Source organism: Natronomonas moolapensis 8.8.11 (assembly GCF_000591055.1).
GTDB lineage: Archaea > Halobacteriota > Halobacteria > Halobacteriales > Haloarculaceae > Natronomonas > Natronomonas moolapensis.
Map to the genome: position 1 here is coordinate 1,861,432 of NC_020388.1, position 21,592 is coordinate 1,883,023.

General features: G+C 60.7%; 19 protein-coding genes and 6 pseudogenes. 13 read left to right on the forward strand and 12 right to left on the reverse strand.

The window, feature by feature from the left end:
• Nucleotides 1–28 precede the first annotated feature (28 nt).
• Together NMLP_RS09030 and NMLP_RS09035 are read right to left on the reverse strand one after the other, a co-directional pair.
• A complete protein-coding gene (locus NMLP_RS09030) occupies nucleotides 29–400 on the reverse strand; it encodes a CBS domain-containing protein (protein ID WP_015409811.1) in 372 nt (123 codons plus the stop codon).
• A 78-nt stretch (nucleotides 401–478) separates the two neighbouring features.
• Nucleotides 479–1,345 carry a universal stress protein gene (locus NMLP_RS09035; RefSeq protein ID WP_015409812.1) on the reverse strand — a complete coding sequence of 289 codons (867 nt, stop codon included), beginning with the start codon at nucleotides 1,343–1,345 and terminating at the stop codon, nucleotides 479–481.
• 173 nt (nucleotides 1,346–1,518) lie between these two features.
• On the opposite strand from NMLP_RS09035, the gene NMLP_RS09040 reads away from it, so the two are divergent.
• Nucleotides 1,519–2,028, forward strand: a complete 510-nt coding sequence (locus NMLP_RS09040) for a universal stress protein (RefSeq protein WP_015409813.1) — start codon at nucleotides 1,519–1,521, stop codon at nucleotides 2,026–2,028.
• A gap of 49 nt (nucleotides 2,029–2,077) precedes the next feature.
• Here the strand turns inward: NMLP_RS09040 and NMLP_RS09045 are convergent, their stop codons facing one another.
• From NMLP_RS09045 to NMLP_RS09070, 6 genes are all read right to left on the reverse strand, one after another.
• Nucleotides 2,078–2,281: a hypothetical protein gene (locus NMLP_RS09045; protein WP_049926370.1), complete on the reverse strand. Its 204-nt coding sequence runs from the start codon at nucleotides 2,279–2,281 to the stop codon at nucleotides 2,078–2,080.
• A 309-nt stretch (nucleotides 2,282–2,590) separates the two neighbouring features.
• Nucleotides 2,591–3,502: a mechanosensitive ion channel family protein gene (locus tag NMLP_RS09050; protein ID WP_015409814.1), complete on the reverse strand. Its 912-nt coding sequence runs from the start codon at nucleotides 3,500–3,502 to the stop codon at nucleotides 2,591–2,593.
• Entirely contained in the window at nucleotides 3,499–3,741 is a 243-nt protein-coding gene (locus NMLP_RS09055) for a YhbY family RNA-binding protein (protein WP_015409815.1), read from the reverse strand. Before NMLP_RS09055 ends, NMLP_RS09050 begins: the two co-directional genes overlap by 4 nt.
• A 60-nt stretch (nucleotides 3,742–3,801) precedes the next feature.
• Entirely contained in the window at nucleotides 3,802–4,092 is a 291-nt protein-coding gene (locus tag NMLP_RS09060; RefSeq protein WP_015409816.1) for a ribonuclease P protein component 4, read from the reverse strand.
• Nucleotides 4,093–4,157: 65 nt separating this feature from the next.
• Nucleotides 4,158–4,496: a DUF5811 family protein gene (locus NMLP_RS09065; protein WP_015409817.1), complete on the reverse strand. Its 339-nt coding sequence runs from the start codon at nucleotides 4,494–4,496 to the stop codon at nucleotides 4,158–4,160.
• 96 nt (nucleotides 4,497–4,592) lie between these two features.
• Nucleotides 4,593–5,072 carry a pyruvoyl-dependent arginine decarboxylase gene (locus tag NMLP_RS09070; protein ID WP_015409818.1) on the reverse strand — a complete coding sequence of 160 codons (480 nt, stop codon included), beginning with the start codon at nucleotides 5,070–5,072 and terminating at the stop codon, nucleotides 4,593–4,595.
• A gap of 119 nt (nucleotides 5,073–5,191) precedes the next feature.
• Between NMLP_RS09070 and NMLP_RS09075 the strand changes: the two genes are divergently transcribed.
• The 8 genes and pseudogenes from NMLP_RS09075 to NMLP_RS16200 all read left to right on the forward strand — a co-directional run.
• Nucleotides 5,192–5,440, forward strand: a complete 249-nt coding sequence (locus tag NMLP_RS09075; RefSeq protein WP_015409819.1) for an AbrB/MazE/SpoVT family DNA-binding domain-containing protein — start codon at nucleotides 5,192–5,194, stop codon at nucleotides 5,438–5,440.
• A gap of 297 nt (nucleotides 5,441–5,737) precedes the next feature.
• Nucleotides 5,738–6,100, forward strand: a pseudogene (locus tag NMLP_RS15895) (IS6 family transposase); the annotation flags it as partial.
• A 260-nt stretch (nucleotides 6,101–6,360) separates the two neighbouring features.
• Nucleotides 6,361–6,618 carry a hypothetical protein gene (locus NMLP_RS09080; RefSeq protein WP_015409820.1) on the forward strand — a complete coding sequence of 86 codons (258 nt, stop codon included), beginning with the start codon at nucleotides 6,361–6,363 and terminating at the stop codon, nucleotides 6,616–6,618.
• A gap of 78 nt (nucleotides 6,619–6,696) precedes the next feature.
• On the forward strand, nucleotides 6,697–7,320 hold the full coding sequence (locus NMLP_RS15725) for a hypothetical protein (protein ID WP_197538022.1): 624 nt from the start codon (nucleotides 6,697–6,699) through the stop codon (nucleotides 7,318–7,320).
• A gap of 368 nt (nucleotides 7,321–7,688) precedes the next feature.
• The gene (locus tag NMLP_RS09090; RefSeq protein ID WP_015409821.1) at nucleotides 7,689–9,746 is read left to right on the forward strand and encodes a PD-(D/E)XK nuclease family protein; all 2,058 of its coding nucleotides are present in this window, start codon (nucleotides 7,689–7,691) and stop codon (nucleotides 9,744–9,746) included.
• On the forward strand, nucleotides 9,743–10,645 hold the full coding sequence (locus tag NMLP_RS09095) for a RecB family exonuclease (protein WP_015409822.1): 903 nt from the start codon (nucleotides 9,743–9,745) through the stop codon (nucleotides 10,643–10,645). The genes NMLP_RS09090 and NMLP_RS09095 overlap by 4 nt, the downstream gene beginning before the upstream one ends.
• Complete coding sequence (locus NMLP_RS09100) at nucleotides 10,642–14,103, forward strand: ATP-dependent helicase (protein WP_015409823.1); 3,462 nt, start codon at nucleotides 10,642–10,644, stop codon at nucleotides 14,101–14,103. Before NMLP_RS09095 ends, NMLP_RS09100 begins: the two co-directional genes overlap by 4 nt.
• 211 nt (nucleotides 14,104–14,314) lie before the next feature.
• A pseudogene (locus NMLP_RS16200) lies at nucleotides 14,315–14,476 on the forward strand (ATP-binding protein); the annotation flags it as partial.
• Nucleotides 14,477–14,535: 59 nt separating this feature from the next.
• Here NMLP_RS16200 and NMLP_RS09105 read toward each other — a convergent pair.
• Nucleotides 14,536–14,811: pseudogene (locus tag NMLP_RS09105) on the reverse strand (type II toxin-antitoxin system PemK/MazF family toxin); the annotation flags it as partial.
• 157 nt (nucleotides 14,812–14,968) lie between these two features.
• Between NMLP_RS09105 and NMLP_RS09110 the strand changes: the two are divergent.
• Nucleotides 14,969–15,961, forward strand: a pseudogene (locus NMLP_RS09110) (RNA-guided endonuclease InsQ/TnpB family protein); the annotation flags it as partial.
• A 13-nt stretch (nucleotides 15,962–15,974) separates the two neighbouring features.
• On the opposite strand, the gene NMLP_RS09115 reads toward NMLP_RS09110, so the two are convergent.
• Nucleotides 15,975–17,411, reverse strand: a complete 1,437-nt coding sequence (locus tag NMLP_RS09115) for an IS66-like element ISNamo3 family transposase (RefSeq protein WP_015408665.1) — start codon at nucleotides 17,409–17,411, stop codon at nucleotides 15,975–15,977.
• A gap of 101 nt (nucleotides 17,412–17,512) precedes the next feature.
• Between NMLP_RS09115 and NMLP_RS14475 the strand changes: the two are divergent.
• Nucleotides 17,513–17,842, forward strand: a pseudogene (locus NMLP_RS14475) (zinc ribbon domain-containing protein); the annotation flags it as partial.
• 64 nt (nucleotides 17,843–17,906) lie between these two features.
• On the opposite strand, the pseudogene NMLP_RS14480 reads toward NMLP_RS14475, so the two are convergent.
• Nucleotides 17,907–18,089, reverse strand: a pseudogene (locus tag NMLP_RS14480) (IS6 family transposase); the annotation flags it as partial.
• 105 nt (nucleotides 18,090–18,194) lie between these two features.
• Here NMLP_RS14480 and NMLP_RS09120 point away from each other — a divergent pair.
• Together NMLP_RS09120 and NMLP_RS09125 are read left to right on the forward strand one after the other, a co-directional pair.
• Nucleotides 18,195–19,424, forward strand: coding sequence for an AAA family ATPase (locus NMLP_RS09120; RefSeq protein ID WP_015409824.1), 1,230 nt, complete (start codon nucleotides 18,195–18,197; stop codon nucleotides 19,422–19,424).
• Nucleotides 19,424–21,190 (forward strand): 5-methylcytosine restriction system specificity protein McrC, encoded by a 1,767-nt coding sequence (locus NMLP_RS09125; RefSeq protein ID WP_015409825.1) that lies wholly within the window; start codon nucleotides 19,424–19,426, stop codon nucleotides 21,188–21,190. Before NMLP_RS09120 ends, NMLP_RS09125 begins: the two co-directional genes overlap by 1 nt.
• A 16-nt stretch (nucleotides 21,191–21,206) precedes the next feature.
• Here NMLP_RS09125 and NMLP_RS09130 read toward each other — a convergent pair whose 3' ends face one another.
• Nucleotides 21,207–21,590: a hypothetical protein gene (locus NMLP_RS09130; RefSeq protein WP_015409826.1), complete on the reverse strand. Its 384-nt coding sequence runs from the start codon at nucleotides 21,588–21,590 to the stop codon at nucleotides 21,207–21,209.
• Between the last annotated feature and the right edge of the window lie 2 nt (nucleotides 21,591–21,592).

Here is a 21,592-nt window from a genome sequence, read left to right on the forward strand (position 1 = left end):
GCCACTGGCGGGCGCCCGTCCGACGGCCTCACGACTCCCGGGCGGTGATATCCGCCATCGAAACCATCCCGAGGAAATCGTCGTCTGCGACGGGGATGTGATCCGTGTCGAACGTCGTCATCATCGCGGCGGCCTCGTTCAGCGGACAGTCCGGCGGGACGGCCTCGGCGGGTTGTGTCATCACCACCTCGACGGTGGCGGTGGTCGGATCACGGCCGTCGGCGGCGGCGTCGAGGATGTCGCTTTTCGTCACGATCGCAGGTGGAGCCGTCGTCACCAACAGCGCGCCCAGCCCCCGTCTTCGCATCTCGGTCGCCGCCGTCGACACCGTCTCCTCCGGCTGGATGATCTCCAATGTTTCCGTCATCGCCTCTTCGACGAGTGTGGCGTGTTCGCTCATCGTGGTAAACGTTCTCACACATTACACTTCAATCGTCGGATTCCGGGGCGTTTATTTTCACCGCCGTCCGTCGTCCTTTCATTTCGTCCTGTGGCTCTCCGGGACAGTCACCACCGGAACCGAAGCCGAACGAACAGTCCGTTCGGTGACGCTCCCGAGGAGTCGCCGCTCCAACCCGCGGCGCCCGCGCGCACCCATCACGACGAGATCGATGTCGTGTGTCCCGACGTACGATTCGATCGCCCGGCGGATCGACGAAGCGGTCTCTGTGGCCCCGACCACGGATCCGACGCCGGCGTCCTCGGCGACGGACGTCGCGGCGTCGACGAGTTCGCTCGCCGGCCTGTCGCCGGCGTCGGTCGGCGACCCGACTGCTGGATCCGACTCGTCGGCGACACAGAGCACGTGCAACGTCGCTCCCGTCCCCGCCGCGAGTTCGACCGAGAGCTCGAGGGCCGCCTCCGCACCCGCGCTCCCGTCGGTCGGCACGAGCACGCCCCTGGCGGGATACGTGACCGAGTCGTCGGCCGGATCGAGGGTGAGTACCGGCACGCTCGAGCGCCGGAGGACGCGATCGGTCGTGCTCCCGAGCAACAGGCGCTCGAGTCCGGTTCGTCCCCGCGTCGGCATGGCGATTAGGTCGATCCCGTACTCCTCTGTGTAGGCGTCGACGGTGGCGGCCACGCCGCCCTGGACGACGTCCGTGACGGCCGGGATCCCCCGCCCCGTGGCGCGTTGTGCCGCCGCCTCGACGACCGTTTCACCCTCGCGCTCGAGGACGTCGACGATCTCACCCTGGATCCGCGTGACGCTGTCGTGGGCAGTGTCGGCTACGTTGAGAACGTGGACGGTCGCAGCGTGCGTCTCGGCGACGTCCAACACGCGGTCGAACACCGCATCCGCGCCCTCGCTCCCGTCGGTCGGGAACAGAATCCGGTCGAACATACCACGGCTATCGCGGCGGTATATAAAAATGCCCGGCAGAGCGGCCGCTTTCGACCGCGCTCTGTCCGACGACGTCGATCCGAGAGCCCCGGTAGCCCCCCCGCGATCCGCGGGGGAGAAGGGTTTCATACACCACCCGGTAGCAATAAACGGCCGGAGCAAGACGTTCGAATATGACGTTCGTCGTCCCGTTCGACGGGTCGAAGCTCGCCGAAACAGCGCTCGTTCGAGCGCGAGAATTTAGCGATGTGCTCGAGGAGGAATCGGTCGTCGCTGTCGTTGTTGTTCCAAACGAAAACACGGAGTATGCCAGAGATCGCGGATGGCTCCGGCCCGAGGAGCCGTTCGAGACGGACTCCGTCGTGGAACGGCTCCACAAGCAGGTGATGGCCCTGGCTCCGTCGGCCGACTTTCGTCACCTCGCCGTCGACAGATACGCCCCGCTGGGAACTATCGCGTCCGCAGTACGTGACTTTGCGAACGAGACGGGTGCGTCTATGGTGTTCATCGGGAGCGAAAACGCCGGTCACATGGTCACAGGTATCAGCAGCGTGGGTAGCAACGTCGCTACTGAGGACGCCTACGATGTCGTCATTATCCGGAACAAGACCCCATCAAAAATAGCAGCGATCAGAGACTCTTCTCCATACAAACCACCGAAGTCGGACTTCTACATCTCGTGAATGAAGCCCGCTAGCCCGGCCGGGAGCCGTGCTGGCACGGCTTGCGCCCTCATCGCGCACTGGTGGGGGACCTCTCGGCCGCCTCGTTCTCGACGTGGTCGAGAGTCGCCGTCTTGGGGGCACCCTCGGTCGTAGCCGTCTCGGCTCGCAGGTCGTCGCACGACACAGCCACCGTGTTCTCGGCGGCGCGTTTGGCCCGGTCGCGCTCGGCGTCGACCCACGCCTCTGCCGAGAGGCCGCTCGCCGGGCTCACAAAACGGTTGCGCGTGTCGACGGCCGAGAGGACGAGTTCGTTGCGGCTTGGCGCCGTCGTTGAAAATCACGACCCAAATACGCTGCCAACCGTGGTATTTGCCCCGATGATTCGTACACGACGTTCAGGAGTGCCGCGTGAGCTGCCGTGTCGAATGCACGCTGTACACCTCAGACGCCCACCGCTGGCAGCGGTCGACGAGACAATGTCTCATGACGGACCCAGAACCGAAGCCGAAACTAAAGCCGACTCACACCGGCTCGGAACCGGACTGGACTGAAACCGGACTGACCGTCCTGCGGCCGCCGGTTACTCGCCGGCGACGGGGGCATCTGCGACCTCGAGGCCGCCGGTGAGCGTCCGGTGGGGGTAGGGGATGTCGATGCCGGCCTCGTCGAAGCGGGCCTTGACCCGCGTGACGTACTCGCCGCGGATCTTCACGAAGTCGGCCCGCGAGGGGTTCCGGATCCAGATCCGCGATTGGAGGCCGACAGACGAGTCGCCGAGCTCCGTCAGCCGGACCGACGGCTCGGGGTCGTCCATGATGCCGTCGTGGGCGTGGGCCTCCTCGAGCATAATATCTGTGGCGGTCTCGATGTCGTCGTCGTAGCCGATGCCGAAGACGAACTTCAACCGGAGTTTGTCCGCGTCGACGGGGTTCTTGACGACGCTGTCGGTGAGCTGGGAGTTCGGCACGGTCAGGAGTTCGTTGTCGAACGTCCGGAGGCGGGTAATCCGGAGGCTGATGTCCTCGACGACGCCCGAGTTGCCGTCCCACTCGATCCAGTCGCCGATCTTGAACGGTTTCTCCGTGAAAATGAATACCCCGGAGACGAAGTTCTTGAGGACGTCCTGCATCGCGAAGCCGATCGCCAGCGTCGCGGCGGCGGCGATGGTCGCAAGCGACCGGAGAAAGCCGTTGTAGCCCGCGATCCCGAACGCGACTGTGACCGCGAGAAACAAATAGAGGATCCACACCACCTTCTGGATCGGCGTCTTGGCGTGCCGACCGAGGTTGCGGGCATCGAGGAGCCGATCGAGAAGCGGCAATACGACGCGCCTGCCGAGGAAGTAGGCGACAGCGAACGCGACGGCGAAGAGTACGCCGCCGAGGGCGGCGTCGCCGACTGATCCGGCGACGCCAGCCGGCAGCCCGAGGGATTCCAATACGCGTCCGAGCCACCCGCTGGCGCCGTTCTGCAGCGGCACCACCGGCGTCATCGATCGAACACCGCGGTGTGGCCGCGAACGTCGAGGAGGTCGGCCCCCGTCCGATCGGCCAACGTTTCGGCCAGCGCTTCGGTCGTCGTTCCGCCGCGGGCAGCCCGGAGGAACTTCGCTTTGACAGGTCCGTCGTCCAACTGATCGGCCAGCTCGTCGACGACCGGGTCGATTCCCGACTTCCCGACCCAGACGGTCACGTCGAGGTCGTGAATATCCGCAGCGTTCTCGTTCGGCATGCCCCCCGCTTTGGCGGCTGTTCATAAAAAGCTGATACATCGACGGGGGGCCGTGGGCGTTTACCCTTCCCGTTCCGGGTCGTAGGGATACCGTGCGTGTTCCCCGCAGGCACAGGTCACGACCACGTGGCCGCTTTTAGTCCGGACGCGTGCGGTGCGACCGGGAACGAAATACGCGTCACAGCGGGTGCAACTGAAGCGCTTGAGCCGCTCTGGGAGGTCGATGCGGTTCCGCTCGGCGACCCGGCGAGCCCGCCGGACGTACCGTTTAGCGAGGTCCGACTCCCCCGAGCGGGCGGCCTCACGAGCCAGATCGGCGAGCTGGTCGACGCGCTCCTCGGCGATGCTCACGCTATCGGGTTTTCCCGGCGGATACAAAACCGTTCCGCGACGTCCGCGCGTTCGGAGCGGCGGCGCTAGCTCGCGGCGGCGTCGATGTCGCGGGCAGCGTGTTTGGCCTCGAAGACGGCTCCGGCTGCGAGTTCCCGGGCGAGTGACTCGACGTCTGCGTCCCCGTCGACGTCGGCGTCGATCCCCGCGGAGACGACCGACCCGGCCGGTGGTTGGACAGCAACGGTCGCCCGCAGCCCACTGTCGTCGTCGGCTATCTCTCCGCCGACGACGAACTCATCGGAGAGCAACTCCCGAGTCGAGGAGGCGACTCTGACAAGGTCCCGACGGAGGGTCCGGCGGTGCTCCGGGGTCGCCTCCGCGTCGGCGGCCGGCGCGCCTGCGTACGGCGTGTTTCCGTGCATTGAACGGCCCCATATACAGGACACGCCGATAAAAACCCGTCGGCCGCCGTGACGGACGGTGTCGTCCGGCGCAGTCCGGTCGGCCCGCCGGTCTCGCTACACGAGCGGGGCGCTCTCTCCGTACACGGCGAGGACGACGGCGGTCGCGTACCGCTCGGGGTCGGGATCAGCGACGGCCGAAAGTCGGCCCGGCTCGCCGAAGTCCCACTCGCGAAGCGCTCGGCCGGCATCGAGGCCCCGGTCGACCCGGTCGGGGACCACCTCGGGATCGGTCCCGGAGGCTTCATAAAAGATGCCCGGTCCCCCGGGGACTCTGTCCCACCCGAGACACGCGACCGCGGGGTCGGATCGGCCGGGGGCGACAGTCGCCCGTCCCTCGACGACGGTCAGGCGCTCGCCCGCAGGGCCGAGTTCGGGGGCCGTCCCGACGACCTCGACGGTCGCGTTCGCCGGGATCACCGAGGAAACGGAGACGAGGTTGTAGTTGTGGACGCCCGCGGCCGCGAGTGCGGCGTCGTAGGCGGCCATCGCGGTCGGCTCGCTCGCGGTTCCGCGGACGATTCGGATGCTACCCATCGCCCGAAGCTCCGCGGTCGACGAGTAAAAACGGTGGGATCGACGCCGCCGCCCTCGGGGCGTTGAAGTAGTGTCTACGCACACTACGAGTTACCGATGGTGACCTCATGCTCCCGTCTGTGAGTGATGAGAGCGCGGACTCCGAGAGCGAGGTTTCGAGAAATCAGGCGAATATCCCCGCCCGCATTCGCCGGGAGCTCGGCATCGACGACGGGGGCGAGCTTCGCTGGCGCGTCGAGGACGAGGGAACGCTCTGCGGGGTCGTCCAACGGCGTAGTGGTACGCTCGATGATTTCGATGGCCACGACGGCGGTCAGACGACTGCGAACGAGAGTGACCGCGATACGTGGGACGTCGGCCCCGAGTGACATCCTCCTCGCGGTAAGCGGAGCGGGATCGCGGATCCCGCAGGCAGTCGGGTGACGCCCGACGACGGCGCGGCTTCCCGTGCTGCAGGTGGGATACCTGTCGACCTCCAGTCACACAACGTGTTCTCGTGAGACGATTCTCCCCGTCGATGCATCGGACAGGTGGACCGATGGCTGTGTCGTCCGAAAGGCGTGCCGCGGCTTTCGTGGTGACGAGAGAGCAACGCTCTCTCGAACCACCACACGACAGTGTTCGAACAAGGACGAAGAGTGAGGCGCTGCGTTTTTCGGGTGCTTATGCGAGAAAACGCCCGAAGTAACGGCTGTTTAGACGAGATCGAATCAGGCTTTGTGGAACGAGAAGTGACACCGAAACTGCTGATGAAGCTCAGTATTCGGCTCCATCTCGCCGGATTGTCTCTTTCACATACTGTTTTGTTTGTTGAGATTTTTGATGTTGATCGGGGCCAGCCCATCGTTCATACCTGAGTTCACAAGGCCGATTGACAGCCGAAAGCAGGGCAGAGCCCAGATCACGTTGCGGTTGGTGAGACTGTGATTCGACCTGACGATGAACAGTATTGACTGTACGCTGCTGTCGGTCCGGAAACGAGTGATCTACTCCACAGACGGGGTAAGCCGGCGACAAATAACCGCCTTCGACTGTTGACCTGATTGACCACTCGGTTCCCAGTTGCCCCGGGTCGATAGATGTTCCAGTATCTTCGTTTGCGATCGGACGTCTCGGCTGACTCCCCGTCCGACCCGGTCGCCGCTTCTCGGGCGTACTCGCTTTCGATCACCGCCTGCTCGTTTTTTAATGCGTGGAGTTCAATCCCGCGCCAGTCGCCGTCGAGGCCGTCGAGGCCCACGAGCGCCTGGGATAGCGTTATCACGTAGTGATACCAGGGTTCAGAGGCATGGGTAAAGACAAGGAGCCGAACGAGGGAACGCTGCCGTGTATGGTCTGTGGGACGTTCCAGAGCTATCTCAACACGGCCCATATGGGAACACACGACCCGGAACAGCCACAAAGCGTGCCCGAGTACCGCGATTGGGTAGCAGAACATTCCAAGCTGGAACGAACCAATCCCGCCATCGACTCGAACCAGCTACTCAAACCGCAACTCTGGCGGGAGAACGAGCACCTCTTCGAGGGATGGCGAAGCTGGCGTTAGATACGGCCCAGAGCGATCCCTCGTGGCGTGGTCGGCTCGGTTGATCATGGGCTGGGCTGGTCTTCCGGCGACGGGCGGATGGACGGGAACACTCGCTGGCACGTCGCCTGTTTCGAAGCTGCTAATTACTGCGCTCATCACTACGCCGAATACGAATCCGCAGAGCTGGACAAGGACCTGCCGTTCCTGTTCCTTCACGGCGACAACGACAGCGGGAAAGGCATGTTCCTGCGGTTCGGGACACGCCTCATCTCGAATGGATACGTGCAGGAAGTCACGACCGGCGATGACTTCGTCAAAAACAACATCGAGCGAGCTCGTGCGTCGGACACCGTTTTCCCGTACATTGTTGACGACGTGGCGAAATCCAAAATCGACCGGGACATCATCAAATCCTACTGGGAGGGGAGGTGGGATGGGTCTATCCAGATGCCGACGTTCATTTTCTCCTCGAACGATTCGACGAAACCCAAGTCCGAACTCCGCACTCGGATGAAGACGCTGGATTTCAACGTCAACTTCTCCGAACTGAAGAAAGACGAACGCGAAGCCGCCGCGCAGATCGCGGGGCAAGCGGACAGCTGTAACCTGTTCCCGTGGTTCGCCCACCTGTTCTTGCAGCGGGATATCTCGCTGCCGGACCAGTCGGATCGACTCGCGGATGCTCGGGACGTGTTCGCGGAGCTGTATGCGTACGCGTAGAAAGAACCACCAGAGTACGTGCCCTTAGAGACACCCGCCGAGCAGGAGCACGATCCGGGCCGTCGGAAGTGGATCAGTGCGCTGTCCGACGGGCTGTGTGAACTCGATTTCAAGGACGACGGGCGTATCGTCGCTGATTTCTCAGCGAATCTGGACCACCAACAGTGCTGGGAGTTCCAGAAGGCAACGCCACCCCATATCCGGGCAGGTATTTACGGGCCGGCGGTTTAATGTGAAAACGCAAACAGATTCCAGAATTGGATTGATGAGCCCAGTGTCATTGAAGATGCACGACGCGACACCGAGGCAGCCACTGACGACACCGGTGTGCTGTCTCGGGTCACGCGGCTCGTCCGAGGGTAATAGCCATGTCTGATCACACATCTCACCGGCAGTTCGACGGGACGTTAGTCACGGTCCCGTTCGGGGGCGAAAACGTCGAACGGACAGCGCAAAACGAATACCGGATGCTTCTCGACGAGCACGATTCAGAGGATGTGCTCGTCATCACCGGTGCGCCGACGAGCGCAGACACGTTCCGTGAAGCGTTAGGTGCGGAACTGCCGGGCGCGGCGACGCCGTACGTGACGTCGTCGGTCGTGCACGCGACCGACGTCCTCAATCAGACCGACGACCGCGTCATTCTTTCGGATGCGCTGCGACGAGAGCTCCTGTACCGGTTCCTCCCAGACCACGAGTGGGAAACGGAGTACCTCCAACGGGCGTCTGCGCAACCGTCGTTCATCGAAGACGTGGCTGCCGTGATGGGCACGGTTTCCTGGCAGACAATCACACCTGAGGAAACTCCGGAACTCCGTGACATCACGGCTGCACTCGACGGGTTCCACGAGTGGCTCGCGGAACACGGGCATATGGAGCGCGGGCAACTCATCTCGGAAGCGCTCGATGTCCTCACTGGGGATGCCCGCGACGAGGTCGTCGATTTCGACGCGGTGCTCGCAGTGGAGTTTGAGGAGTTCTTCCCACTTGATCGCGCGTATCTCGACGCGCTTGCGGGAGACTGCGAGCTCGTCTGTGTCGCCGAAGAGCACGCGAGTGTGCGTCGGACGTGGGTCGAGACCGGGCCAGTCACGGACTACGTCTCGTTCGGCGACTCCCGGCGTGGGACATCGGGGGCACCGTCGACACGACCAGCTGCGACGGCGGCCTATTTCGCCGACGAAACGGTTCCGGAGGATCCGGGAACTGGATCGGTCTCCGTGCTCGCGACAGACTCCAGTGACGAACAGCTCGCTGAGATTGCGAACGAAATTGAAGCACTCGTCGCACAGTCGGACTGGGAGTACGACGACATCGCTGTCGCCACGAAGCAAAGCGGGAGTGCTGTGACGGACAGTATCAAAGCGCTCGAAAGCACCGGGATCCCAACGGAATCGACAACGGTCACCGGGTTCGGTGACGATCCCGCGATTCGGGAACTCCTCGCTGCCGTTCGGTACCGTGCCGAGGAGGAAGATGATGACTCCGGCCACGGTCCGGAACTCGATACGGACCGCTTGGACCGGGTCAGCGAGACCGAGAGCCTCGAAGACGCGATTCACTGGTGGGCGACGGACGCTGGATTGAAAGAGCGGGTCGCGGAGCGAGCGGCCCCGCTTGACGCTCGGGCGCAGTTCGGGAACGTCCGGCGGGCGTTCCGCATGGCTGAGTTCCTCGAAGAGACCGAGTTCGTGGATGCGACGTGGGAGTCTTTCAAGCAGATGCTCGAACGCGCTCACGAGTATGCACCGCAGCAGAATCAGACGAGTGCGACGGATCTCGACGGCGGGGTCCGCGTCGATCACTTGCAAGCGATCAAGAACGAGTCCTTTCGCGCGGTGTTTCTCGTGAATCTCGTCGATAGTGAATACCCAGGTGACCCGTTCCAAACACGGTTGTTCCCGACTGAGCGAGTCGCGTCGATGCCGGACTATCCTGGTGTAACGGAACTCGATAGATCGGATGTGGATGCGACGTTCCCGACGACGTCGACGGCGTCAGCCCGACCGTTCGCGCAGTACCACACGGAGCACGCGCGGCGACGGTTAGCTGTCGGTGCTAACGCGGCGACAGAGCGACTCTACTGTTGTCTCTACGAGTACGAAGACACAGCGCTCGAAGAGCGTGCGCAGGCGTCGCGGTTCCTCACAGCGGCGTATGCGGAGCTTCCGTGGGTGACCGAGGCCGATGAGCCACACATTACGAGTGAGCAAGCGGCGGAGCAGTACCTGTTATCGCGGGTTGACGACGCGCTCGCGGAGGTGCGCCGCGCGAACAGTCAGGACGTGACGGTATCGCTCGACGAGGTCGAAGCGGAACTCGGAGAGGTTCAGGACCTCCTCAGACAGAGCGGCTCCCGAGGAGACGAGCTCCGAGAAGCGTTGCGTGCACGTGTCGAATTCGCCAACGGGGAGGTGCGGCGATGAGTTCGTCGCTCTCCCCGTCGCGGTTAGCGAACTACGCGACGTGTCCGCGGCTGTACGACTACCGCTACGCGCAAGACGTGAACGCGCCGGACCGTACAGAACTGTATCTCAACCAAGGAACGATCTACCACGAGACTATCGAAGACGTGTGTGATGCGACTGACCGCGATAACGACCCGGAGACGATACACGACCGGGCGATGCAGGTCTTCGATGCGAAGTGGGACGAACACAGTACCCCGGACGACTACGAATCTGCTGCGCATCAAGAATACCAGCGAGCCGAGAACCGCGCTGCTATCGCGTCGTTCTTCGATCCGGACGGTGGGGATGGGATCGAGCACGCTCGCTACTCGGTTGCTACGGAATGTTGGGTGGAGTGCGATGTGGACGGCCGAGAACTCCACGGGAAAGCTGACAACGTCGTCCGGACTGATGACGGGCTGCACATCTTCGACTACAAGCGGAACACGGACGGGGTTCTTTCGTCGGGGACGGCCGAGTACCTTGGCGAGCATCTCGACGGGGAGGCCCACGAACCGAAGCGGGTTCGGAACGCGTTCCAGACGGCGACATACGTCGAAGGCGTCAAGAACGAACCGTTCTACGAAGACGGGATGGAAGTCCGGTTCAGTTTCTACGGCCTCCTCAACAGCACGTCGTTCGAGAGCACGCCGTCTGGATACGACGTGTCTGCACGCGGATGGGGACGGGAAACGACTGAGATTTACGAGGATCACTACGACACGATCTGGGCGCTCATTCGCGCCGCACACGACGGCATCACCGATAAGACGTACGAGCCGGAGCCGTTCGAGCTCATCACCGAGGAGGCGTGCCCGGACTGTGACTACCGAGAGATGTGTGCTGATCGCCTGTCGACAGAGGTGCGACGATGAGCGACGAGACGGAGTACCCGTCGTGGTTCCCCGTTCCAGAAGAAGACGTGTCTCCGGAGCCCCAGCAGGAGACGATCATCGATTCCGAGGCGTACCCGATGCGTGTCCTCGCCGGTGCAGGGACGGGGAAGACGTTCACGATGGTGCGGAAGATCGAACACCTCATCGACGAGGAGGACGTCTCGCCGGACCGGATTCTCGCGTTGACGTTCACGAACAACGCGGCGGACTCGATGCGGGAGAAACTTAACGCGAAACTCGGGACAGCGGGGTACGACATCGACGCGTACACGTACCACTCGATCTGTAACGAGATCCTCACCGATTACGCGTACGAGGCGGGGATCGATCCGGACTTCGAGGTCGCCACGGACGCCGAGAAGTACGCCGTCGTGCTGGACGTCCTAGACGACATCGAGTACCGGTCTGTGAAACCCAACGTGTACGGGAGCGACGGGTATGCGTCAGGGGCCGCGTCGAAGCTGCTCAGCTTTATCGGGTCGATGAAACGCAGCGGCATCACCCCTGACGACATCGACACGTTCCTCGGGCCTGCCGACCGCGTGTATGAACTCGTCGACCTCTCGGAGTGCGTCGAGGCTATTGCCAGTGACCATCTGGGCGGCCGGTCCGTGTCAAGCGTACTGGGCTCGCTCCCAGACGTGCGTGTTGACCTCGTTGAAGAACGTGATGCGCTGGGGACGGACGGAATGGAGGCCAGTGTACGCGACTTTCTCGACCGCTTAGTGGATCTTTGCGACGCGCTGGAAGTAGCGTTCGAAGCCCACGAGGCAGGCAACCAGGAACTGCCGGACAGCGCGTACAAGCTCCCGAAATACCTGCTCGGCGGGTACGCGAACGGTGCGCCGAAAGGAATCCCCGGTGATATCGACCTCGAACTCACGGATCATCTCGACTCGTTCCTCTCGGACTGTCTTACGGCCCGTGACCTGACGCCCGGATACGCCGCATACGAGCGTGAACTTGACGAGCGGAACCTGATAGACTTCGACGGCCTCGTCGTGGAGACGGCTGCACTGATGGAGTCGCCGGTCGGTGAGGAAATCGCTGATCGGTGGGACTACGTGTTCTGTGACGAGTTCCAGGACACCGACCGGCTGCAGTTCGATCTCGTCACGTCTCTCGTCACCGACGACAACCTGTTCGTCGTCGGTGACGACGATCAGGCGATCTACGAGTGGCGTGGCGCGAACGTCGCCAACATCACTGACGAACTCGACCGCGCATTCGCCGCACTCGAAGATGAACCGTTAGAAGAGAACTTCCGGTCCCGACAGCCGATCCTCAATCTGGCGAACGAAGCAATTCAGAAGCTCGATCACCGCGAACGACATAAAACACTCACTCGTGTCGACGAACCCGCGTATGACGGGGATACCGTCGCTACCGTCGAACTCCCGGACGAAGACGACGACTCGGACGCGGCACCCCAACTTCGTACCGTCGTCCAGAATCTGCTGAGCGGTGCGGCGGAAAAACTCGATGAGACGTACGATCCGGGCGACATCGCGTTACTCGTCCGGAAGAACGACCACGCGACACCGGTTATCGAGGAATTCGAAGACGCGGGCATCCCGTACCGAGTCGCTGGCGATTTGGCCACGGAATCAGTCGGCGTCGGCACCGTCACCGCCTACCTGAAGGCACTCGCACGCCCCGAAGACGAGGTCAGTTGGAATCGCGTCCTCCTGATGCGGTACCGGCTGTGCGACGCGGACTTCCACACGCTCAACGCGGGCGACGAGCCTCTCGTGGATGCGCTCCGGGAGACGCCGCTCGACGAGTTCGAGGAGCCCGACCGCGTCGCAGAAGCCCGCGAGCACGCCACGGAACTGCTCGATATTCGTGACTCGGCGTCGCTCACGCACCTGTACCGCGAACTCACAGACCGAACAAACATCGAGTGGTATCTCAGCGAGCAGGAGCGAAGAGACCTCGCCCAACTGGAGGACGTCATCGAACAGTACGGGGACAGTGCCGTCCAACCACCGCTCACGCCGGAGTTCATCGACTCGCTCGAACACTACGACTCCCTGTTCGACGAGAGCGGCGCCTCGCCGACGAGTCAGCCGGACGTCGCCGACGACGCGGTCAACGTGATGACCATCCACAAGAGCAAGGGTCTGGACTTCCCGGTCGTCCTCATCCCACAAATCACGGCTGACGAGTGGGCACCGAGTTCACGCACCTACGACGCGCTCGAAACCAGCCTCTCGGACGGAGCAAAGGCAGCGTTCGCCGAGGACTTCGTCGAGCGGGATGCCCGCGAGACCCGCCGCGTGTTCCACGTCGGGATCACGCGTGCCGAAGACATCCTTGTCCTGCAGGGGGCCAGCGAGGAAGGCGACGATGCTGCGGACGAGGATTCGGTTTCAGCGGTGGTCGACGAGATACTGCCGTCTCGAATCCCGTGGCAGCCAGAGCGAGGGCAACTCCCGATCTGGACCGATGTTCAAGAGTGTCTCCCGAACGACGCAGTAGACTGGACGAATACGCTGGCCAGCGAGACTGTCGGAACTGTCGGCGGTACCGTCAGACACGATGGGGAAGAGCTCGCGGTTGGGGTTGCGCGCGACCGTGTGCTAACCCTTGCAACGGCCACGCTCGATGGGAGTCTCTCACCGAGCGCCGAGCGGGAGATGCTCCAGGTTGAGTCGCTGACTGGCCCGTCGACACCGCCACCGTCGCTCTCGCACAGCTACACGTCGCTTTCGGCCTACGAAGAATGCCCGCGGAGTCATTATCTGGACTACGTGGTCAATGCGTTCCCCGATTATCAGGGGACCACAGCCACGAGCGATTCCGGAGGCGGTGTCTCACAACGCGAAATCGGGGTGCTGTTCCACGATACCGCAGAACAAGCCGCGAATCAAGATGCGGAGCGTCGTGAGGGGTGGTACGAAATCTGCGAGCGACTCGCCAGTCAGCGCCGCGCTGGGGACGCCCTCCCAGCAGCAAAACAGTGCATCGACCGGTACTTCGAGTTGGATCTCCCCAGTTACGAGATCATCGACGCGGAGCGAGAGTTCGAGCTCACTATTGATGGGCACGAACTCGTCGGCTACATTGACGCCGTCTACCGGACGCCTGACGACGAGCTGGTCGTCATCGATTACAAGGCAACCGAACGGCACCGCGACCTACGGGACGACAAGCAACTCCCGATCTACCTGTTAGCGTGCGGTGACCTGTACGATGAGCCTGTCGCACGCGCGGGATACGCCTACGTCGGAGACATCGGGCCAAAAGTCGAATCCCGAACGTTCAGCGATGGTGACCTAGAAGCACTCAGAGAAGATGTGACGTCGTCGATGAATGATATTGCGGCGTTCTCGTTCAGTCGGTACACGTCGGGTGAGCACTGCCGGTGGTGTCAGCACAACCAACTCCCCTGCGCGCCGGGCTCATTCACTGTTGGCCCTGGGTTCGAGGAGTGAATCAACCGGCACCACGCGAAGAGCGGTTTCCCGTACATATCGTTCCCATCTCACCTGCATCCCTCGGTAGGTTCGGTGTCTTGGTCGCACTGCGAGAACACTCCGATGATAGCCACCCGAATCCCTAACTCATTATCGCCGCAATCAGTATCCTAAGTATGACCTTTTAACACCGGGAGGAAGAACCCAATACACTCACCGCTGCGGTGGGTCACCCGGTTCGGACTTCGTTGTCGTCTATGGTCGGCGTCGGGTCGGGAAGACGGAACTCCTCAAAGAATTCTGTGCTGACCGTCCCCACATTTGTTTCCTTGCCGCGCAGGAAGCCGAGCATCGACAGCGCGAGAAGTTCCTCGGCCAAGTTGCGGATCACCACCATTCATAATGGATTTTGCTACCTGAACACGGTGGAACAACGAGAGAGCCGGTAGCTCAATCGAGGTCGAGACTCAGCTTTAACGCCTCGTCGACTGCAGCCATCGTGGGTCTGTCGAGTGAACCGACGACCGAATGAATCTGTTCCGGAACCGAGACGGTTCGAATTTGGTCGAGCCGGATTGACGAATCCTTTTCGAGCGGTGACCCGTCAGCCCCGACGAACACCTCGAACGGATACTCGCGGTAGGTTCCCGTGACGGGCGCGACGATGGTCGTGTTGGAGTTTCGGTTTCCGATATCGTTTTGAATGACCACGGCTGGCCGCGTTTTTTATAGAGAGCAAGGAGAATACCTGCGGCTTTAGCCGCAGGATGAATCCGACAACTCCTCCACAACCCACCGCCGATAGCACGGCTAGATATTCCACCGTTCTCAAACCGAACCTTTACAAGAAACACAAGTATAAGTGATTATAGAGGCGTTCAGAATGCTGGAAATCCATCGAACCCACCGAGCGAAAATCCTCAACCACAACCAAGTGGCTGAGATGCTCGACAGGCACGGGTGGAGTGCCAGCAAACTCTGGAACGTCGCTAATTACCACTCTCGACAAGAGTGGGATGATACGGGTGAGATTCCCGACCGCGGCGACCTCAAAGACGAGTTGAAAGGTCACTCAAAATACAAGGGATTGCACTCGCAGTCCAGTCAGCGCGTTCTGGAGGAACTCGCTGAAGCCTTCAACTCGTGGTACGAAAAGAGGAAGTCTGACAATCGAGCGAATCCGCCCGGCTACCGCAAGAAAAACTACTACGACGACCACGGCAACCGCGTCCACGAAGAACACCCGCGTAGCACGGTGACGTGGAAACAAAACGGCATCAAACACGACACGAAGAACAACCGTGTCCGTCTCTCAAAGGGCGCGAATCACAAGGAACACCCGAAAGCATGGGAATACATCCTTGTCGAATACGAAACCCGTCCCGGCGTCACTGTTGAGAACCTCCAACAGGTTCGCGCCGTCTACGACAAGTCAAAGGGTCGGTGGGAACTGCACCTCGTCTGCAAGGATGAAATCGAGACACCCACCGCACCCGGAAACGAGACAGCGGGTATCGACCTCGGCATCTGTAACTTCGCGGCGGTCACGTACAGCACTGAACAAGCCGACCTCTACCCCGGCAACCGGTTGAAACAGGACGGGTACTACTTCCCGAAAGAAATCGCCAAGTGCGACGACTCGGGTGGTGAAGAAGCGACTCGTCTCCACGCGAAGTGGTCGGAGCGCCGCACCCACTTTTTCCACTCGTTAGCGAAACACATCGTTGAGAAGTGTATCGAGCGTGGTGTTGGGCGTATCAACATCGGGAAGCTCGCTGGTGTCCGTGAAGACGACAACGGCGAGTCGAAGAACTGGGGGCGGCACGGCAACCTCGACCTGCACGGCTGGGCGTTCGACAGGTTCTCGAACATCCTCGAATAGTATGTGTTTACCCCGAGGATGCAACAGCGGGTACGGTCTGAGCTCGTGAAATCATCTCGTTGTTTCGAGCGATTCGCTTGAACTCGTCGTAGGGATTGCGTCCCTGCTGGCGGCACGTCGCCAGCAGGGACAGCAGCGTCTCATGCACGAACATACCGCGGTCGTTCCGGAGTGTTCCGATGATTTTCCGGAGAACCACTGGCTCACGGAGCGCATTTTCAGCGGCGTTGTTCGTTGGGGAGACCGCTGGCTCACCGATAAAGGTGAGCCAGTGGTCGAGGCCTCCTTCGATCTTGCCGAGTAGTGTTGCCACTGGTCCGTCAGGAACTGACCGTTCTATCAGCGATTCAAGCTCTCTCCGCGCCACACGTTGGAGTTCTGCTCGCTCGCGGACTGTCAAGTCGCTCTCCAGCCGGGTCTGGAGAGCGACGTACAGCTGTTTGAGGGCACGGTAGATCGGTTCGCCTTCCGTCTGTTTCTCGGCGGCGTCTTCAGCCTCCCGTAGAATATGCGCCCAACACCGCTGGAGGTTGCTGCTGAAAGCCGGATACGCCGTCCACCCGTCACAGACGACTGTTCCCGCGAAGTCCTCGCCGAGGACTTCCGCGGGAACATCACTTCCTCGACTCTCCCTAGCCACGTACAGCGTGTGCTCCTCGGTGGTGAACGTCCAGATCCATGCCTGTTCGCCGTCGCGTTTAATTCCAGTCTCGTCAACGTGGACAACGTCGGCTTGCTGGATCTGACGGCGAATCTGCTCGTATTCACAGCGACCGGCGCGTGCAACGCGCTCGGTCGCGTGCCACGCGGACGCACCCGTGAACTCCAGTCCGTGGAGTTGTTCGAAGCGATCGGCGATCTTCCGGTAGGGAAGGCGGTGATCGTACCGAGAGAGCGCCGCCTGTGCGATGACATTCACCCCGAACTGCCCCTCATCGGGGCAGTCGGGGTGTGAGGCGACAGTCTCGGCACCACAGGAGTGGCACTCGTAGTGATGGCGGTTGTACTGTGTGACCTCTGGTGGCTGTGGATCCGGGAGTTCCTCGACGAGTCGGGGGCTGACGCCCGCCGACTCGTCGAACGCTTCACCACAGTCTGGACAGCAGTCACAGGTAACCTCGATCTCTTGATCCGGGTCAGGAGCGTCGCGCCATTCCGGGTCATGTCCGGACTTTCGGCCAGGCGTGCCACCGTCAGTACGTGGTTGTTCGTCGTCCTCGTCCCCATCGGACGAGGACGACTCCTCCTGGTCCGATTGGTCTTTGCTCGGTGGTGTATGGGGTCCCTCGTACCACCGAAGCTTGGCTCTGAGCCGCTTGTTCTCCTCTCGAAGTTCCTCGTTCTCTTTCTCAAGTGCGACCAGACGCTCAAGGATCTCTTCCTTGGTAGGTTCCGAAGAGGTCATGAACAGGCGAGACGGGATGGTCTCCGGTCTGGAGACCATCCCTCGAAAGCGTGTTTGCCCGCCTGTTGCATCAGTCTACGACACCAGTTGGGTGGCACTCACGAGAGAGTGACGATATCCATCTGGGGGTAAACACGTACCTCGAATACAAGGCCGAAGTCGAGGGTGTCGAAGTCGTAGGGGTCTCAGAGCGCGACACGAGCAAGACGTGTTGCGTCTGCGGTAGAGAAGACGAGAGTCAGCGTGTCGAACGTGGCTTGTATGTCTGCGAGCCGTGTGACGCGGCGTTCAACGCTGACGTGAATGGGGCGGAGAACATCCGTCTCGAGTTGAAGCAAAGTAACTCCGAGTCTGCTCCCGATTTGGGTGGGGATAGGAGTACCGGCTGGTTGGCACAGCCCAAAGTCTACCTTCATGGCCTCTCCCGAGGATTCCAACCTCGGGAAGAGGTGGTGGACTGCAAACCCTAATATCCCAATCCAGCGGTGCGGTGCCGTGGGATTCCGCCGCCTTCAGGCGGAGGAGGATGTCAAGTACGGTCGAACGAGCGCGTTGGATACCGAATATTTCAACAACGGAGACAGTATTCGAAAGCAAAAGTCCAGCCAAATGCAGCTGAATACCGAGCTTCATCAGCAATCGCGGTGTCGCTTCTCGCTCCACAAGGTCTAACTCGAGTTGGTCGATACTACCGCTGAGGCTAGCGTTTTCGGGCATAGAGCACTCGGAAGACGCTACGCCTCACTCTTCAGTCCTTATTTGAACACCGCGTTGGCAATCGAGGAATGGTTTTTATACCCCACACGACACCTGTATGTCATAATGAGTAGCTCGTCGGAGGAGTATACTGTCGAGGAGGCAAAGGAGAACATTGGGGTTCTTCGACGTGTTGCCGAGGATGTCGTCGACGCGATCGAAAATGCAGAGGGTGAAGAGGTACTGGAGTATCTCATCGAAGAACAAGCGCTCGACAGATTACACGACGGTGAGCGTGGTCTCGGCCAGGTTCGTCGGGGCGTCCTCGAATCACCACTTGCATCCGACCGACTCAAGCGTATTGTGAGCCTCCGGGGCGACGAAACCCCTGAGGAAATTCTGGTTCCTCAGGGTGTTCAGCGAAACGCAAAGGTTGCACTAGAGGCTGGGAAGCCGGTCGTCCTCTACGGGCCGACCGGGACCGGGAAAACGACCTTCGCCAAGCAGCTCGCTCGGGAGACGAGCATCGGCTACAGTCTCAATACTGCGACGCCGTCGTGGACTCCGTCCGATATCATCGGTGGTATCAGTCCGGATTATACAGGCGAATCGCTCAGTTACCGTACGAAGCTCGGATGTGTCTCTGAGGCGGTGGAGCGTGCACGTGACTTCGATGTCAAGTATGGAGTGATACTCGACGAAATCACACGAGCGGACATCTCGAAGATTTTCGGACCCCTCTATACAGCCATCGAGAACCCCCACCAGACGATCTTTGAGACCGACGAGGAGACGACGATCGAACTCGACGAGCGGGTGAACATCATCTGTACGATGAATATGTCGGACCGAACGGTGAACGAACTCGACAACGCGATCACCCGCCGATTTGCGATGATCGAGCTCGACGAGTACGAGGAAGACAAACGTCGGCAGCTGTTCAAACACTGGATCACCACGTACGTTACCAGCGAGACGGATCTTGACGAGAACGAGATTCTACGGCTTTTCGAGCGTGATTACGAGGGGATCAATCACGGGAATGAAGCGACCTCACAGGGACCGATTATGCGGTTCGGCCCGATGCACTACCGTGACGTGGCAGTCTTCCTCGGCGTCGGATGTCGTGAGGGCGGCGAATACGAATACGACCAAACGGACGCAGTCGGCCAAGCGTTCCGTACCTACATCGTTCCTCGTCTGCTGAATGCCGCGGCATTCCCGCAGATCGAACGGATCGCAGAACACTACCGAGCACTCAACGGCGAATTCGAGGACTACGACCTATCACCCGCAGCTGAACTCGCAGAACGCGAACTCGAACAGGAGCGTCGCCAGATGGGTTCCTACGAGTAATGAGCACCGTCGACGAAGTCTACGAATACGGGCAAGATACCTTCAATATCCCCGAGCGGGGAAAGATCCGGATAGAGGGCTGTCCGTCGTCCATACTGGATCAGCTTCGTCGCGCGTCGTTCACCCAGGAGAGTCCCGGCGTTTTCACGAAGAGTCAGGAAGCATTCGATTCGGATCAAGAATACGAGGTCGTGACCGTCACAGTAGACGGTGACGACAACGAGACACTCCACGTCGAAGCGACGGACATCGTCGGCGTCGTGAGCCTCACACCATCGTCGAAGGTACAGGTCGATCCAAAGATCGACTGGGAGTACATCTTCGATATGCTGTTGGCGGTTTACGACCAAAACCGGTCGATCGAGTATCACGGCATCCCACTCCAGGATTTCCTCTCCGACGACATCCATCTCGACGACGTATTCGTCGTCTTGGCGATCAACTACCTCGACGGGGTGGAGAGGATCCAGCGGAACGGATACATCCGGGACCTCGTCATCAGACGGACGAATAGCTTGGACGGTCGCGGAAACATCGACGTCGAGCAGACGCTCTTGAATCACGCTCGGGGAACGATCGAGCCACAGTGGATTCACAACGAGACTGAATACAACAACGCTGTCAACTCACTGCTTCATTACGCGGGGAAAACACTCCTTCGACTGTTCCGACAGAACGCCCACGAGAACGATCATCCGGCGTACGACCGCATCTTCTCCGAGGTTCATCGGGAAGTAGAGCGACTAGAGAGTATGGAAGTGGACAGCGGGCTGGATCGGATGGACGAGTACAGAGAGATCTCGTTGTATGACCTTCCGAAACAGCGTCAGTACTACGAGAAAGCGTTCGATATTTCCAAGGCGGTGATGTCCTCGTCTCTCGGCCAGCAACTGCGTGACGGGCCCAGAGAGCTGGTCGTGGACTACGTCCTGAATATGGAGTCGCTCTTTGAGCAGTACTCCCAAGTCGTCATCGAACGGGAACTCAACCATATCAACTCCTACGACCACCTCGGTGACTTAGATGACGTTACTCCGGTTCGGTCACCGTCGGTCAAGCCGTTCGAGGGCGAAGGCCAAATATACCACGAGCCCGATCACGCGCTGCAGGAAGGCGAGGAGACTATCGCCGTGTTGGACTCGAAGTACTACGCTGAAGGCCACGATCCGGTGAAAGAGTCCCCGTCGCGGTCGAGGCTGTTCAGTTACGCCTACCTGCTACAGACTGAACGGCTCGCATTCCTCTGTCCGTTGCTCGAACCACGGCGACGACAGGTGGCACAGACGGGAGCCGAATTACAGATTGTCTCACCGGAAGGTGAGTTCGGGTTGGACGCGTACGACGAGGTCGTCCACGATTATCTCCATAGCGTCCTCGTCGAGAGAGCCCCAGAACTCGAAGCATTCCGTGCTGTCGCAGAGCCAAAGAACGAACTGTGTATTGATGGCGTTGACGAAAGCGATCTGGAACGTGCGACGGATATGAGTGGTCCCTTCACGTTCAAAGACGCACGGGACTTCTCCCTACGGATCATCAAAGCAGCTGCTGACGAACACTCGTGGGACGTTCGCAATCGATACGATCTGGAGCAGGACGGCGACTGGACGCGAGAACAGATCGAAACGCGGTGTGAACGCCGGTACGAGCATACGACGACGTGTGTGCCCGTCTTCCGCCGGGATGGTGGACAAGAGTGGATTGATCTCTACTTCCTTGAGAATGGGACCGGTGAAGTAGAAAAGGAAGGGCCGCTGAAACTGTTGTAATTTGGATTTAGAGGGCTCAGAACGGCGACGTGATCCAATTACCGTCTCCCCGCCGCTCCAGCTGTGGCCCGAAGACCTCCTGCAGCGAGTAGAGCTCATCATCGTATCGCAGGTCGTAGGTTTTCCCTTGGCGATGGAAGGACCCCTCGACGACGATCTGGATCGTCGGACTCTGGTACTCCAGGTCGTCGGCCCGTTGATCCATCTCCCTCGCCAACTCGTTGACGAACTCCTCGTCGTCGAGCAGCTTCTCCAGTCCGACTACGCTCACCTCGTCCGGGACATCGTCGTTCGTGAGACGCTGGAGAAACTCCTCAATCGGCATCTGGTGGTCGAACGTCTCGTACTCCCCAGCCACGACGATGTTGTACTGCCCGGGGATTCGGCCTGGTCCTGCCATCG